Annotated in this window: 14 protein-coding genes; 7 read left to right on the top strand and 7 right to left on the bottom strand. The window is 32.1% G+C overall.

The window, feature by feature from the left end; genetic code table 11:
* Nucleotides 1-53: 53 nt before the first annotated feature.
* The 4 genes from QHG34_RS13570 to QHG34_RS13555 form a co-directional block, all read right to left on the bottom strand.
* Complete coding sequence (locus QHG34_RS13570; RefSeq protein ID WP_282630766.1) at nt 54-365, bottom strand: hypothetical protein; 312 nt, start codon at nt 363-365, stop codon at nt 54-56.
* A gap of 20 nt (nt 366-385) precedes the next feature.
* Complete coding sequence (locus QHG34_RS13565; protein ID WP_282630765.1) at nt 386-910, bottom strand: hypothetical protein; 525 nt, start codon at nt 908-910, stop codon at nt 386-388.
* Between the two features lie 46 nt (nt 911-956).
* On the bottom strand, nt 957-1,268 hold the full coding sequence (locus QHG34_RS13560; protein ID WP_282630764.1) for a cupin domain-containing protein: 312 nt from the start codon (nt 1,266-1,268) through the stop codon (nt 957-959).
* An 82-nt stretch (nt 1,269-1,350) separates the two neighbouring features.
* Complete coding sequence (locus QHG34_RS13555) at nt 1,351-1,923, bottom strand: hypothetical protein (RefSeq protein ID WP_282630763.1); 573 nt, start codon at nt 1,921-1,923, stop codon at nt 1,351-1,353.
* 153 nt (nt 1,924-2,076) lie between these two features.
* Here QHG34_RS13555 and priA point away from each other — a divergent pair, with 153 nt between their 5' ends.
* Nucleotides 2,077-4,536 carry a replication restart helicase PriA gene (gene priA, locus QHG34_RS13550; RefSeq protein WP_282630762.1) on the top strand — a complete coding sequence of 820 codons (2,460 nt, stop codon included), beginning with the start codon at nt 2,077-2,079 and terminating at the stop codon, nt 4,534-4,536.
* A 57-nt stretch (nt 4,537-4,593) separates the two neighbouring features.
* Here the strand turns inward: priA and QHG34_RS13545 are convergent, their stop codons facing one another.
* From QHG34_RS13545 to QHG34_RS13535, 3 genes are read right to left on the bottom strand one after another with little or no spacing between them, the layout of a single operon-like run.
* Nucleotides 4,594-4,971: a hypothetical protein gene (locus tag QHG34_RS13545; RefSeq protein WP_282630761.1), complete on the bottom strand. Its 378-nt coding sequence runs from the start codon at nt 4,969-4,971 to the stop codon at nt 4,594-4,596.
* A 12-nt stretch (nt 4,972-4,983) separates the two neighbouring features.
* A complete protein-coding gene (locus QHG34_RS13540; protein WP_282630760.1) occupies nt 4,984-5,331 on the bottom strand; it encodes a hypothetical protein in 348 nt (115 codons plus the stop codon).
* Nucleotides 5,332-5,381: 50 nt separating this feature from the next.
* Nucleotides 5,382-5,882 carry a GbsR/MarR family transcriptional regulator gene (locus QHG34_RS13535; RefSeq protein ID WP_282630758.1) on the bottom strand — a complete coding sequence of 167 codons (501 nt, stop codon included), beginning with the start codon at nt 5,880-5,882 and terminating at the stop codon, nt 5,382-5,384.
* 151 nt (nt 5,883-6,033) lie between these two features.
* Between QHG34_RS13535 and QHG34_RS13530 the strand changes: the two genes are divergently transcribed.
* The 6 genes from QHG34_RS13530 to QHG34_RS13505 all read left to right on the top strand — a co-directional run bounded on the left by QHG34_RS13530 (nt 6,034) and on the right by QHG34_RS13505 (nt 15,378).
* Nucleotides 6,034-6,723: an ABC transporter ATP-binding protein gene (locus QHG34_RS13530; protein ID WP_282630757.1), complete on the top strand. Its 690-nt coding sequence runs from the start codon at nt 6,034-6,036 to the stop codon at nt 6,721-6,723.
* Nucleotides 6,724-6,785: 62 nt separating this feature from the next.
* The gene (locus QHG34_RS13525) at nt 6,786-8,015 is read left to right on the top strand and encodes an ABC transporter permease (protein WP_282630756.1); all 1,230 of its coding nucleotides are present in this window, start codon (nt 6,786-6,788) and stop codon (nt 8,013-8,015) included.
* On the top strand, nt 8,015-9,271 hold the full coding sequence (locus QHG34_RS13520; protein ID WP_282630755.1) for an ABC transporter permease: 1,257 nt from the start codon (nt 8,015-8,017) through the stop codon (nt 9,269-9,271). Before QHG34_RS13525 ends, QHG34_RS13520 begins: the two co-directional genes overlap by 1 nt.
* 25 nt (nt 9,272-9,296) lie before the next feature.
* The gene (locus tag QHG34_RS13515) at nt 9,297-10,433 is read left to right on the top strand and encodes an efflux RND transporter periplasmic adaptor subunit (RefSeq protein ID WP_282630754.1); all 1,137 of its coding nucleotides are present in this window, start codon (nt 9,297-9,299) and stop codon (nt 10,431-10,433) included.
* 456 nt (nt 10,434-10,889) lie between these two features.
* Nucleotides 10,890-13,928, top strand: coding sequence for a SusC/RagA family TonB-linked outer membrane protein (locus QHG34_RS13510; RefSeq protein ID WP_282630753.1), 3,039 nt, complete (start codon nt 10,890-10,892; stop codon nt 13,926-13,928).
* A gap of 13 nt (nt 13,929-13,941) precedes the next feature.
* Nucleotides 13,942-15,378, top strand: a complete 1,437-nt coding sequence (locus QHG34_RS13505) for a RagB/SusD family nutrient uptake outer membrane protein (protein ID WP_282630752.1) — start codon at nt 13,942-13,944, stop codon at nt 15,376-15,378.
* Nucleotides 15,379-15,562 lie beyond the last annotated feature (184 nt).

Genomic DNA, 15,562 nt, shown 5'->3' with positions numbered 1-15,562 from the left:
CGTATTTTATATAAAGTAAAAATCCACTCAATTTGAGTGGATTTTTTTGTTTATTAAAGTGCTTTTTTGATTCTAATTTTACCTTTATGTTCATGAAACATCATACAAGTAGCTTGTTTTTCAAGATCTTTGCATTCTTTTTCAGATTCATAAACAATACTCGCTGTTTCGCCATCTTCCTTTCCTGAAAGTAAATGAGCGTTACACACCAAATAATCTACTTTATTATCAACTCGGATATAAGTTCCAGTACAATCTCTCACAACCGTTCCGATAACCGTACGATCTTGTGGGATAGATGGAATTGAGGAGCACGAAGATAATGTTAAGGTAAAGAGAGTAGTTAACATAAATAGTGTTCTCATATAAAGTGATTTAATGTATTTTATAATTCTAAAGTCAAGATACTTTGCGGTTTCAATTCAGAATTTAAGTAGTTAATTCCTTCTTGTTTTCCGTTTATATGTTTTTTAATTTTTAATAATTCTTTTTGCTGTTCTTGAGATAGAGGTTTATCTTCTTTAACACTTGTTGTGTAACTTAAGAACGTTACATAACCAACAATAGGCTTGCTTTTGTCCGAATTTTCGGCAACATGTTTTTCAAGTTTTTTTAAAGATTCAATATTTTTTAGGTCAAGATCAAAATCCGGCTTTTTAAGATTTTTTCTAAAATCTTTCCCATGAATAGGAATAACACTCAAAACTTTCATCGAATCAACTTCCACTTTCACATAATCTGGTAATTTTGAAACTGAATTGATGTGAAACATCGAGTCAAGTTTCTCCGTTTGAGTTTTAATTGCGGCATTTTCTACTTCAATTTTACTTTTTTCTTGGCTTAAGTTTTCTTTGTTGCAAGAAAATAGTAAAAGGATAGAAGTTAGAGTTAATAAGTTGATGTATTTCATTTTAGTGATTGATTTTTATAAAGATACACTTATTTTGAATTGATTTTTAAAAACTTTTTTCACTAAAATTTAGAATAACCAACATCATCGAATCTTGTAAGGAGGTCACTTGATGAATAACTTTTGGAGGAAGAATGTATTCGTCAAATTCTTTTAGATTAACAATTTCTATTTTCGAATCAATTTCTATTTCACCTTTCAACATCAAAATTTTTGCATTTACAGGTAATTGATGATCGATTAATTTCAAACCTTTTTTCAGTCCAAAAGCAACAACACGCGTATCATCATTTCTGAAAATGATTTTTATAATTGGTTTTTCTGATTCCGAAATCTGATCTAAAATGGCATGTAACATAATGATAGTTTTTGAATTATCTTAAAGTTAGAATTAATTCTCTAAACTATCTGGTAATGAAGTATTAATAATTTGTGAAATTTTATTTTAAGTAATAATATTCTAATGTTTCAGAACTAATTCTAATGTCTGGTCTGTGTTTAATTATTCCTAAAATAAATCGTTTCTCCAATTCATATTTATTATCCATTAATTGTAATGTTTTTTGTTCTAATATAACCTTTTCAATATCTCTATCTGTTGTTTTGCTGAAAACTAAATAGTATAGTGGTTCAGACAAAAATGTGTCAGATTTTGCTATATGAACATCATATTCATATTTTGGAGAAGGACTGATGGAAGAATATAGAATTTCATAATCAATATTTTTGTATTTGTAAAAAAACATACCATCATCATTGACAATTATTTTATCTATATTCGAAGTGAACTTGAAAATAAGATTTGTAATATAATAACTAGGAAGAATTGCAATAACTCCTTTTATTATTATAGAAGTAGATTCATCGTAGTTGTTACTTAAATGATAAAGAACTTCAATTAACGTTAGAATTTTATAAAATAAGAAGAATAATAGAATGTATAATGCTATTTTGGCTTTTATTAATTTACTTGGGTCTTGTACAGAAGTTACTGTTTCAAAATCGTTGTTCATAGGTAGGTATTTTATACAAAAATCTTGATTTTATCACAACTAAAATTCACTATAATTAGCTAATTTAATGTAGTAGAATTTATTCTAAATATCAATTTTGATTTTTTTAATACTTCTAAAAATCTTCCTAACTTGCTGTTTTAAAATTATAGAATGACAACGAATTATTTTGCCGAAATTATTTTACCACTTTCATTAAATGGAACGTTTACGTATCATCTTTCTGAAATTGATTTACAGCAAATTAAAGTTGGTCAGCGTGTTTCCGTGCCTTTCGGAACGCAAAAATTGTACACAGGAATTGTACATTCTATTCATCAAAATGCACCAGAATTGTACAAAACAAAGGCAATTCATGCTTTTTTGGATGACGAACCTTTGGTCACGCAGACACAAATTAATTTTTGGGAATGGATGGCGAATTATTATATGTGCTCGTTGGGTGATGTTTTTCGAAATGCGTTTCCTTCTGCGTTAAAATTAGAATCTCAAACTTTTGTTCGATTAATTAATCCAAATTACGAAACAATTGAAGAGCTAAATGATTATGAATTTTTAGTTTTTGAAGCGTTGAAATTAAGAGAAATCATTTCGGTTGAAGAAGCAGCTTTAATTGTAGACGAGAAATCAGCAATTCCAACACTTAAATTATTAATTGATAAAGGAATTATTCGGTTAGATGAAAAACTCAACGAAAAATATACGCCAAAAATTGATAATTATGTCAGATTACATCCAGATTTAAAAGGAAATGAAACTGCTTTTATCGAGATTTTAAATCAATTAAATAAAGCACCAAAACAGCGCGAAACCTTGTTGCAGTTAATTACATTAGAAACTCAATTGCAAGAAAAACCGCTAAAAGTGGCAGATTTTGTAAAACAAGGTGCGACAAATGCAGTACTTAAATCGTTAGCAGAAAAAGGAGCGGTCGAAATTTATCAACATCAAACGTCTCGTGTAGAAGAACAGGAGAAAGATGTAACTGAAATTTCAGAATTAACCTTGAAACAAACCGCAGCACTAAATCAAATCAAAGAAGATTTTAAAGATAAATCGACTGTTTTGTTGCATGGTGTAACATCAAGTGGAAAGACAGAAATTTATCTGAAATTAATGGAGCAAGTAATTGCAAAAGGAAATAAAATCTTGTATTTATTGCCAGAAATTTCTGTGACAACGCAAATTGTTCATCGTATAAAAAAGCATTTTGGAGAAAGAGTAGGCGTTTATCATTCAAAATTCAATCAAAATGAACGTGTCGAATTGTGGCAAAAAACCTTGAATGGCGATTTCGATATTATCATTGGTCCACGAACAGCGTTGTATTTGCCTTTTGATAATTTGGGAATGATTATCGTCGACGAAGAGCATGAATCGTCTTATAAACAGATGGATGTGAAACCTTTTTTTCATGCGCGCGATATGGCGATGCTACTTGGAGGAATGATGAATGCAAAGGTTTTGTTAGGTTCGGCGACGCCTTCGGCCGAAAGTTATTATAATGCGAAAAATAAGAAATATGGTTATGTCGAATTAACGGAACGTTTTGGAAACATAAAATTGCCCGAAATTAATTTGGTTGATCTCAAAAAAGCGCAAAAGGAAAAAGAAATTACAGAAGATATTTCGCATACACTTCGTGATGAAATTTTCAATCAATTGCATCAAAAAAAACAAGTCATATTGTTTCAGAATCGTCGTGGATATGCACCGATTATGGAATGTAATACGTGTGGTCATACGCCCGAATGTCCAAATTGCGATGTTAGTTTAACGTATCATAAATTTTCTAATCAATTAAAATGTCATTATTGTGGTTATGCGCAAGCGAAACCTTTGCGTTGTCCAAGTTGTGGTTCGCACGAATTGAATACAAAAGGTTTGGGAACGGAGCAGATAGAACAGCAAGTTCAAACGATTTTTCCTGATGCAAAAGTTCGACGAATGGATGTTGATTCGATGCGCGGAAAATTTGCTTACGAAAAATTAATTGAAGATTTCGAGAACAAAGAAATTGATATTTTAATCGGAACGCAGATGATTACAAAAGGTTTTGATTTTGGAAATGTTAATTTTGTTGGTGTTATTCGAGCAGATTCTTTGTTGAATTTTCCTGATTTTAGAGCGCACGAAAAAGCATTTCAATTGTTAACGCAAGTCTCTGGTCGTGCAGGTCGTAGACAAGAGCACGGAAAAGTATTGATTCAATCTTTTCAACCTGAGCATCAAATTTTGCAAAATGTCACAACTTACAGTTATGCGCCAACGATGAAGGATATTTTGTATGAGCGCAAAGAATTTTTGTATCCGCCTTATTCTCGGTTAATCAAGTTGCGTTTCAAGCATAAAAATAAAGAGCGTTTGGATAAAACTGCGGCTCAATTGGTTGTTTTGCTTAAACCAAGTTTTGATGCAAAATGTTTACTTGGTCCAGAAGCGCCTTCGATAGGACGAATCAATAATTTATATATTACAGATGTGATGATAAAAATTCGACCAAATCAATCACCTCAAAAAGTAAAAGATTTAATTCAATCAAAAATAGATCAACTGCATACAATTGCAGCTTTCCGTTCTGTACGAATTGATGTAGATGTAGATCCTGTATAAAACGAAATTTCCCAAAAGTTTGCTTTTGGGAAATTTCGTTTTTTAGAGATTGATTAGTTAAACAGGAAGCGTATCCATTTGTTTTCGTTGCATTGATTTTCTTCGACCTTTCATAAATAGTAAAAGATTTAGCATTAACATTACGCCTAAATATATCGCGAATCCTCCAATTTTAGTGCTTAATCTTACAATGAAATCTTCTGTTGTTGTAATTTCTGTCATGTAAACGATTAACATGGCAAAACCAATGTTTAAAAGGTAAAATCCTATTTTGAACAATGAATTTGTAGCTGTTGCAATATCTTCTTTTTGATGAAAAATATCGTACATAAATATTTTTCCGTTTTTGAATAATACGTTAGAAACTGTGATTGTCATTAATATTGCTACTGGTAAGTAAACCAAATATGCAATTAGATTGAAATTTGTTGTCATAACTTGTTGTGTTTAAGAGTTTATTTTTTTGTTTTTTCTTGCGATATAAATAATCGATAAATTGATAAAATGTAATATTCCGAGGACTAATAATATAAAGCCAATTTTGTACGATAAGGACGATAACATAATTGTAATTGTGTCAACACGCTCCCAGTTTTGTAAACTTATTGCCGAAAAACCTAAGTTGACCAAATAATATCCAATCAATAATAAATTGTTAATCGATTGATAAACAGAGTGGTTATCGATTAAGTTTTCTAAATAAATGAATCCCAGTTTGTAAACTCGCCATCCTACAAATATTGTGATGTAAAAGGTGATGATTATATAAACGATGTATGAAATTATATTATACATATTGTATTTTCAATAAATTTTGAAACTTATACTTAAAAAAAACGAACTGATTATTTCATCAAATTCGTGATTTTTCCAACTAACCAATGCTCATCAGATTTGATGGCAAGATCCATTATATTATTGATTTTTGTTGAAACAGAAGATAAATCATTCAATAATTTACCAAACTCTTTTGCTTCATCCGATTTGTCATCAATATTTGATAACGAATCTAAAAAATCAATTACCGGCTCAATTTCACGTTTTCTACGTTCTTTAGTAATTTGTTTGAATAAATACCAAACATCTTTATCTGCAATAAAAAATTCTTTACGTTCTCCTTTTATTAATTCTTTACGCACAATTCCCCAATCCATTAATGCTCTCAAATTCATGTTGGCATTTCCTCGCGAAATTTGTAATTCTTCCATTATCTGATCTGTAGAAATTGGTTCTGTACATGTCAATAATAAAGCATGAACCTGAGCCATTGTACGATTTATTCCCCAGTTAACAGCAAATGTTCCCCATGTCTGAATAAATTTTTCTTTTGAATCTTCTAATGTCATTTTGTAATCTTTATTCAAATGTATATATAATTTTTTAAACTTTCAATAATTATTGAAAATTTTTTATCAAAAAATAATACTTGCTGAAGAATGTAACTTTTTATCAATAATTTAGACTTATCTATTATCTTTATTGAAATTTAACTAACCTATGATATCTATCCGAGATTTGAACAAATCATACATAATGGGAAAAAACAAACTCCATGTATTGAAAGGCATCAACCTTGAAATTGCAGAAGGAGAATTTGTTGCGATTATGGGATCTTCGGGTTCAGGAAAATCTACTTTACTGAACATCATCGGAATGTTAGATGTCCATGATACGGGGATTTATGAGTTAGATAATGTAAGAATCGAGAAATTAAACGAGACGAAAGCGGCTAATTATCGAAACAAATTCTTGGGATTTATCTTTCAATCATATAATTTGATTAGTTTCAAGAATGTGTTAGAGAATGTTGCACTTCCTTTATATTATCAAAAAGTAAAACGTTCGGATCGAAATAAAATAGCACTAAGTTACTTAGAGAGAGTAGGATTAGAACCTTGGGCTTCTCATATGCCAAACGAGCTTTCGGGAGGACAAAAACAACGTGTTGCAATTGCACGTGCACTTGCTGCAAAACCAAAATTATTATTGGCAGATGAACCGACAGGAGCTTTGGATACAAAGACTTCGCAAGAGGTTATGCATTTGATTCAAGAAATTAATGATGAAGGAAAAACAATTGTAATGGTTACACACGAAGATGATATTGCGAAAATGTGTAAACGTATCGTACGCCTTAAGGATGGTGTAATTGTAAGTGATGAAAAGGTAGAACAAGTGAGAGTGTAAAGAAATTAGGATGTTTGATTGTTTATTTTTGTACTTCTTAATTCTAAAATCGTAATTAAAATATGTTTGATACAGATCGTTGGCGAGAAATATGGTCGTCCATTTCAAGTAATAAACTGCGTACATCGCTTTCGGGATTAACGATTGCTTTGGCGCTTTTCGTGTTTATTACGTTGTATGGATTGGGTAACGGTTTGCAAAACGGATTTCAACAAGAGTTTTTTAAAGCAAACTCTTTAAATATAACAGTTAACGGAGGCACGACAACTGAACCATACAAGGGTTTTAAACAAGGACGAACAATTGAATTAGATATTAAAGATTATCATTTTATCAAAAATTCTTTTCCAGAAGAAATTAAGTACATTGTTAGTACTATTGATAAAATGGATACAATCCGAAACGAAGCTAATTCAGGAAGTTACTCGATAACAGGTGTTTATCCTGAGTATGAAAGTATGATTAATGAAACTGTTACTTCGGGTCGTTTTATTAACCAAAAAGATATGGAAAATCAAGCAAAATCTGTTGTTGTAGGACGATTGGTTGCGCAAGATTTTTTTCCAAACCAAGTTGCAATTGGTAAATATTTGCAAATTGGTAAAAGTGTGTACCAAATTATTGGTGTTTTTGAGAGTAAAGATGGCGGCGATAATGCTGATAGAGTTTTATATGCTCCTTTTTCAACTTTCAGAACAATCTATGCAACTGACAAAGTTTCGTCTATCATAATTACACCAAAAGACGGAATGGCTTTATCAGATATTTCAAAATTAGCCAATGCAATAGAGTTCAATTTGAAAGGTCGTCATAATGTTGCGCCTTCAGATTTTGGAGGATTGTGGGTAAGAAATGCTGCTGATGCGATGGAAGATACCAATCAGTTTTTTGTAATCTTAACTATAATTGTGTTTGTAATTGGTGGAGGAAGTTTAATTGCAGGAATTGTAAGTATCGGAAATATTATGGTTTTTAGCGTAAAAGAACGTACCAAAGAAATTGGTATTCGCAAAGCTTTGGGAGCAACTCCTGCAAATGTTTTGGGATTGATTTTACAAGAAGCTATTTTAATTACCATTATTTTCGGCGCTATCGGAATTGCTTTGGCAGCTTTGTTAGTTGAAAATATTGGCGATAGTTTAGAAGAATATTTTATTTATAATCCAGGTGTAGAAACCAATTCGTTGGTAATGGCTTGTATTATTTTGTTTGTTGCAGGAACAGTTTCTGGATTGATTCCAGCCTTAAATGCAGCACGTATTAAACCAATTGATGCCTTAAGAGACGAATAATGAACTTTGTAAAATTTGTTTTTGACCCAGATGCTTGGAGCGAAGTCTACGCGGCGATTCGTAAAAATAAGTTGCGTACTATTTTGACGATGATTGGTGTGGCATGGGGAATGTTCTTATTTGTATTATTGTTAGGTGTAACACGTGGTTTGCAAAATGGTTTTGACCGAAATTTAGCAGATGCAGCAACTAATTCATTATTTGTTTGGGGCGAAACGACTTCAATGCCATATCAAGGATTTCAGAAAGGTCGTACAATTGAGCTGAAAATGAGCGATGTTCGTCAAATTCAGGCTCGTTTTCCTCAAATAGCTTTATTGGCGCCTCGAAATTCTAAGCCAAATTCTATTTTAACCTTCGGAACAAAATATAATTTTTATACCGTTAATGGAGATTATCCAGATCAGAACAGAATGTTTGGAAAAGATATTATTCAAGGACGTTTTATTAACGAAGATGATATCAAAACCGAATCCAAAATTTGTGTAATTGGAATAGAAGTTTCTGAACAATTTTTCGGTGAAAATGCGCATCCATTAGGTAAACAAATCCGTATTAGTGATAGTTATTACACGATTGTCGGAGTTTATGATACGCCGTCCTCGCCTGTAGAAAGTAAGGATCAAGTTTTTATACCGTTTACAACATTCCAGAAAGTATATAATCAAGGAGAAGTTATTCAATATCTAAGTTTAAGTTTGCCAAATAATTACGATATTGTTGCTTTTGAGAAAGAGTTAAAAGCTTATCTGAAACAAATTAAAAATATTTCGCCAGACGATGATCAAGGAATTGGAGGTTTCAATTTAGGAGAAATGCTTGGTAAAATCATGAAATTTGTAAAAGGGATGCAATTTTTAGCGATTGTTGTAGGAGGAATGACGCTGTTTTCGGGAGTTATTGCGATTGCAAGTATTTTATTGATTACAGTTTCGGAACGAACAAAAGAATTCGGAATTAGAAGAGCTTTGGGAGCAGTACCAGCTCAAATCAGAGGACAAATTTTGTTAGAATCTGTGGTTTTGACATTAATTGCAGGTTTAGGCGGAATTATTTTTGCCGCACTTCTGTTAATGGTTCTCAACGAAGTTATTATTCCAACAAATAAAAATATACCACTATATAATGCGTCAATTGATTTGTTTACTTTGTTTACAGCATTAGCTGTAATGGTGATTATGGCAACATTAGCAGGTTTAATTCCTGCGCAACGAGCTATACAAATCAAGCCAATTGATGCTTTGAGAGACGAATAACTAATACTAAACGAATAGAAAAAGAATGAAAAAATTTCTAAAAATTTTGATGATAATCCTTTTTATCGGTGCTGTAATCGGGGTGATTATGTATTTCGGTAATAAGAATAGCCAAGATAACGAGATCTACGAAACGACAACGCCTACAATAGGAAATATTGTAGTAAAAGCAGTTGCGACTGGTGAAGTGAAACCACTAGAAACAATTGAGATTAAACCAAATATTTCTGGAGTAATTAAATCAATTAATGTGGCTGAAGGTCAATATGTAGAGCGTGGTCAGTTAATTTGTGAACTGAAAGTTGTACCAAATGTACAATCGCTAAATGCGGCGCGACAAGCAATTCAAGCAGCCCAAATTACAGTAGATCAAGAGCGTCGTAATTTTAATAGAACTAGTACATTATATAATCAAGGAGTTTTACCACGTGCAGATTACGATAATTCTAATGCAACTTATAAATCAGCTTTACAGCAATTAAAATCAGCAGAAAACGAGTATGAAGTTGCGCAAACTGGTATAGCGCCAGGTTTAGAGGCTTATGCAACAACGCGTATTACGGCAACTACTTCGGGAATGATTTTAGATATTCCGGTAGAGGTTGGTAATATGGTGCAAGAGATTAATAATTTCTCTACAGGTACTACTATTGCTACGATGGCAGATGTTAAGAAAATGATTTTCCAAGGAAAAGTAGACGAAGCTGAGGTGGGTAAATTAAAAGAAGGAATGAAAATTAATGTTTCAATTGGAGCAATTCCGAACAAAACTTTTACGGCGATTTTAGATTTTATTTCGCCTCAAGGTGTTGCGAGTAATGGAGTTGTACAGTTCGAAATTAAAGCGCCAGTTCAATTAGATTCAGATAATTTTATTCGCGCTGGATATTCAGCAAATGCAGAAGTTGTAACGCAAGAAGTAAAAAATGTATTAATGGTAAAATCTGCGCATGTTCGTTATGATGAAAAGCAGAAACCTTATGTAGAGATTTTGACTTCGGGTAAAGGACAAGATGCTAAATACGAGAAAAAATATCTTACGTTAGGAATTACTGATGGTGTGAATGTACAAGTGAAATCAGGTTTAAATAAAACGGATAAAATCAAAATTTGGAATACAGATTTAGATAAAGCAAATAATAAAGGAAATGAACAACATTAATGTTTCATTATAATCCGAAAGATTTTATAAAAAAGCTCAATCATAATGATTGAGCTTTTTTTATAAATATACATTTTGTGCATTTATTGATGTACAAAAGTGAGTAAAATTGTAGCGAAATTAGTTAGATTGATTCTAATTAGTATAAATATACAAAATATATACATAACTTGATGTAATAATGGTTTGTTGTGTACTGTTGTTATCGAAAAGATTATCAGTTGATAATGATTTTTGTTTAACATTAGATAAAGTTCTTGAATTGATAAATATTGTGTTAAATATTTAATAATACGTAAATTTTTTGTTTGTATTTGTCGTTTTATCCATCTGCTTTATAAAATAGTGATGACAATTTAATATTTTAAATAATTTCTGCTTAATTGCTAATTGAATAAAATTTTAAGGTTTTATTAAAATACATCAACTTTGGTTCCCTTAAAATTTTAGAACAAAATGAAGAGAAGATTAACATCTTTGAGTTTATTAGCTTTCCTTGGTTTAGGAACTTTGGCTTTTGCTCAAATTACTGGTGTAGTAAATGATGCTGACGGTTTTCCTGAATCTGATGTTGCAGTTACAATAAAAGGTACTGATAAAGTGGTTTATACCAACTTAGAAGGTGCATTTGATATTGATGCTAAAATTGGCGATATATTGGTGGTTAATGGTAAAGAATTTACTGTTTCATCAAATAATTTAGGAACAATCAGTTATATTGATAAAATCAAGAATAACGAAAATATTGACTTGCAAACGGTTAATATTTTAGGTTCAATTAAAATTGATCCAACTCAAAAAATTGGTTCTTTCGAAACAATTAATCGTGGAGATTTAGAAACAACTCCTGTTGCATCTGTTGATGAGGTTTTGAATGGTCGTGTGGCTGGTCTTAATTTCTCGACAGGAGGTGGACAACCAGGTTCTGCAAATATTATTGCAATTCGTGGAGCAGGATCTTTCGTAGGGACTACAAATCCGTTGTATGTAATTGATGGCGTGGTAGTAGGGAAAGGTGATGATAACTCTGGAGTGATGACTTCTTTTAATCCATTATCATCTATTGATCCTAATCAAATCGAATCTGTTACAGTTCTTAAAGATGCTTCGTCTACAGCTTTATATGGAGCGCGTGGAGCAAATGGAGTTATTGTAGTTAAGACAAAACGAGGAAAATACAACCAAAAAACGAAATTTAATATTTCTTCTGAAATGTCAGTTCAAGATATTGCTTTTGATAAAACAGAGTTTATGAATGCAGAAGAATACTCTAAATGGGGAGGTTTGATTTTTTATAATGCAGGAGGTTTTGCTTCTCAGCAAGCTGCTCAAAATTATTTCAATAAAGATGTGATTGGTTGGGATGGAGTAACAAACGAAGATTGGGAAAAAGCCATTCAACGTGATATGTCTACTGTCAAAACATATAGCTTCTCAGCTTCTGGAGGTTCAGACAATACATCTTTCCGTACTGGTTTTTCTTACTATGACAACGATCCGTTAATTATTGATTCTAAATTTGATCGTATATCAGCTTCAGCTGCAATAGATCATAAAGCGTCAGATCGTTTCAAAATGGGAGCTAATTTTAATTATTCTCGCGTTAAGAACAAAACATATGCAGATGCTGGTGCTTATTCTAATCCATGGGCTACTCGTTGGGCTATTATTCCAACTTTACCTGTTTACAACGCAGATGGATCTTATAATTTAAACTTATTAGGAAACAAAGATTTTAATCCAGTTGGACTTCAAAAAGAAAACAATGTAGGCGGAACGGTTAATACTTTCTTGGCTTCTGTTTTCGGAGATTACCAAATTACAAAAGGTTTATCTTTTAACTCACAATATGGTATTCAATATCAAAATTTAGATGAAAACTTATACTGGAATCCAAATTTTGGTGATGGAAAAAATTACAATGGTTATTTGTACGAATCTCAGAATCAATATACAGATTGGAACTGGGTGAATACATTAACTTATGCAAAGAAATTTGCTGATCGTCACGATATCATCTTAAATGCAGGTTGGGAGTATCAAGAACATATTGGTGTTCAACGTTCTCAAGAAAAACAAAACTTTATCTTAGGAGCACCAGTGATGGATAATGCATCTCAAGTATTATCAATTAATGGAAATCGTATCAAATGGACGCAAATTTCATACTTTGGTCGTTTGAATTATGTTTTTGACGGAAAATATACCTTAAATGGGCAAGTTCGTCGCGATGCGAACTCTACTTTAGGTATTAATGATCGTGCTGGACTTTTCTGGTCTGTTGGTGCTTCTTGGAATGCGCACAAAGATTTACAAATTGATTTTGTAAATAATTTGATTTTACGTGCAAATTATGGTGAAATAGGTAATGTGCCATATGCAGATTCTTGGGCAAATACATATAATAGTTTCTCAACATTAGCTAATATCAGAAATTATGGAGAAGAAGGTTCTTTAAATTTAAACGTAGCTGGTAATCCTGATTTGGTTTGGGAAACGTCTAAGCAATTTAACATTGGTTTAGATTATGGATTGTTCAATAATGTACTATCTGGTTCTGTTGATGTATATAACAAGAAAACAATTGATGCTATCTTCCCAGTAGAAATTCCTGGTGAAACGCCTTCATCTCCTTCAACGATCATGAAAAACGTTGGTGAGATTGTAAATAAAGGAATTGAAACAACACTTACAGTTCGTCCATTCTTAAAAGGAGATTTTAATTGGACAATTAGTGGGAATTTTGCTTACAACAAGTCAGAAGTTGGAGATTTAATTGATAATTCTGCAATTTATTTAGAGGGAGGAGCAAAAGCAATTCAGTCAGGTCGCATGTTTGGTGAATACTACATGGTTGGTTGGGCAGGAGTTGATCCTACAAATGGAGATCCTTTATTTTATACTGATGGTACTAAAACTGCTACAACAAACAATTATGCAGAAGCGTCAAAATATTTTCAAGGAAAATCACCTTTTCCTAAATATATGGCTGGTTTAAGAAATGATTTAAACTACAAAAATTGGACTTTATCTGTATTCTTATCAGGTCAATTTGATTATTCTGTAGTAGATAATTTCTCAAAATTTGTTTACAACGACGGATCTTATTTTGATATCAATACGTACAAAGAAAACTTATACGATAGCTGGTCAGAAACAAATAAAAATGCTTCTATTCCTAAGCAAGTAGAAGGTAATGGATCAGGATCAAACAAAATGTCAACACGTTTCTTGCGCAAAGGTGATCATATTCGTTTGAAAGAAGTGAAGTTAGCGTACAGCTTAGGTGATAAATTAGAGTCAGCTGGGATTAGTAATTTAACGCTTTATGTACGTGGAACAAATCTATTGACTTGGGCTTTTGATAAGGATTTAACATTTGATCCAGAAACAAACTCTAACGGATTCTCTTACGGATGGCAAGGTAAAGGTGCTTACGATTACACTTCTCCAATCATGAAAAGTATTTCTGTAGGTGTTTCTATTGATTTTTAATTAAGATAATAAAATGAAAAAAATAACAATACTAGCTATTGCTGCGTTTATGACTTGTTTTTCTTCTTGTTCAGAAGATTTATTAGATCAAACGCCAGTTAATACAATTACATACGACGGATCATATACAATTAAATCAGAAAAAGATATGCAAGCAGCCCTTAATGGGATGTATAGCGAATTTGCTTCTGGAGATAATTTAGGTGCTGATGTTATTATTTTCGGAGAATTAATCTCTGATAATGCGTTTATTTCGAACAGAAATGATGGTCGTTTTAAAGTAACAAACGATATGTCATGGACGCCTTCAGACTCTAACACAGATTTTGCACAATACAATAAGTTATACGATGTTGTAGGAATGGCAAACATGATCATTAATACAAAAATAAACGAATCTGATGCTGTAAAAGGAATGAAAGCGCAAGCTTATGCGGCTCGTGGTTTAGCTTTTTATTATTTAGCGTCTTTTTATGCTGCTAATCCAACTTCTGGTGCAAACCAAGAATACGGAATTGCAATACATACAGGAGATTATAATCCAAATGCTTATTATGGACGCTCTACTGTTGCTGAAACGTATGCTCAAATCATTTCTGATTTAGAGAAAGGTATTTCTGAGTTTAATGAAAAACCAACTGATAAAGGATATTTATCTGCAACAGCTTCTCGTATTATTTTAGCAAAAGCTTATTTAACACGTGGCGCGGCTGGTGATTATCAAAAAGCAATTCAATATGCTGATGCAGCTTTAGCTTCATCAACAAGTTCTTTATTGAAAAAAGAACAAATCAAATCATATTTCTCAGGAACAACTTCTGCTGAAACTAAAAATCAACCAGAAACAGTTTTCGAAATTAATATGTCTTTAACTGCGAATCCTGGTATCAATGAGTCTATTTCGTCTTATTATGATCCAAATGGAGCGAAGAATTATTTAATGTTCCGTAAAGATTTTGCCGAATCATTATTAGCTTCAGATTCTCGTAAAGTATTATTTACACAAGAAAACGCTGCAGCAAATGATTCTCCAATGGGATATTATTTGTTAAAAAATAGACAAGAAATTGATGGATTAAATTTTGTTGGTAACGTGCGTGTTGTGCGTCTTACAGAAGCTAAATTCATTAAATGGGAAGCTATGGCGAAATCAGGTCAACAAGCAAATGCTTTAACAGAATTAAACGCTTTTACTGCTGATCGTGGCGGAAAAACATACTCTGGAGATGCTTTAACTGCAATTTTAGCCGAAAAACGTATCGAGTTTGCAGGAGAAGGACTTCGTTTCTTTGATCTTAAACGCAACAATTTATCAATCGTAAAAACGTCTAACATAAAAGGAAATGTAAGTACTGTCGCTCCAAGCGATAAATTATTCGTTTTACCAATTCCAAGTTCATCATTAAACTTGAATAAATTAATCAAACAATACCCAGGTTGGGGTAACTAATATTGATTAGTTTGTATAATATATATAGAAGGAGAGCAATTCGCTCTCCTTTTTTGGTTTTAATAGTGTTTTCTCAAGTCCCTTTCTCTTCGTTCAATCCCTTCCCAAGCTGTTAACCACAAAGTATCCGCTGTTGGTTAGCTTGAAACAGCAAACCATCACCGTCTAATCATTCCTCGCAGTA

The sequence above is a fragment of the Empedobacter sedimenti genome (genome assembly GCF_030005555.1).
Lineage (GTDB): Bacteria > Bacteroidota > Bacteroidia > Flavobacteriales > Weeksellaceae > Empedobacter > Empedobacter sedimenti.
This window is presented reverse-complemented; position numbering and strand designations above follow the sequence as displayed.

Bases quoted from the DNA above. Each gene is read 5' to 3' on its own strand.
- QHG34_RS13570 (WP_282630766.1), bottom strand. From the start codon at position 365: ATGAGAACACTATTTATGTTAACTACTCTCTTTACCTTAACATTATCT.
- QHG34_RS13565 (WP_282630765.1), bottom strand. From the start codon at position 910: ATGAAATACATCAACTTATTAACTCTAACTTCTATCCTTTTACTATTT.
- QHG34_RS13560 (WP_282630764.1), bottom strand. From the start codon at position 1,268: ATGTTACATGCCATTTTAGATCAGATTTCGGAATCAGAAAAACCAATT.
- QHG34_RS13555 (WP_282630763.1), bottom strand. From the start codon at position 1,923: ATGAACAACGATTTTGAAACAGTAACTTCTGTACAAGACCCAAGTAAA.
- priA (WP_282630762.1), top strand. From the start codon at position 2,077: ATGACAACGAATTATTTTGCCGAAATTATTTTACCACTTTCATTAAAT.
- QHG34_RS13545 (WP_282630761.1), bottom strand. From the start codon at position 4,971: ATGACAACAAATTTCAATCTAATTGCATATTTGGTTTACTTACCAGTA.
- QHG34_RS13540 (WP_282630760.1), bottom strand. From the start codon at position 5,331: ATGTATAATATAATTTCATACATCGTTTATATAATCATCACCTTTTAC.
- QHG34_RS13535 (WP_282630758.1), bottom strand. From the start codon at position 5,882: ATGACATTAGAAGATTCAAAAGAAAAATTTATTCAGACATGGGGAACA.
- QHG34_RS13530 (WP_282630757.1), top strand. From the start codon at position 6,034: ATGATATCTATCCGAGATTTGAACAAATCATACATAATGGGAAAAAAC.
- QHG34_RS13525 (WP_282630756.1), top strand. From the start codon at position 6,786: ATGTTTGATACAGATCGTTGGCGAGAAATATGGTCGTCCATTTCAAGT.
- QHG34_RS13520 (WP_282630755.1), top strand. From the start codon at position 8,015: ATGAACTTTGTAAAATTTGTTTTTGACCCAGATGCTTGGAGCGAAGTC.
- QHG34_RS13515 (WP_282630754.1), top strand. From the start codon at position 9,297: ATGAAAAAATTTCTAAAAATTTTGATGATAATCCTTTTTATCGGTGCT.
- QHG34_RS13510 (WP_282630753.1), top strand. From the start codon at position 10,890: ATGAAGAGAAGATTAACATCTTTGAGTTTATTAGCTTTCCTTGGTTTA.
- QHG34_RS13505 (WP_282630752.1), top strand. From the start codon at position 13,942: ATGAAAAAAATAACAATACTAGCTATTGCTGCGTTTATGACTTGTTTT.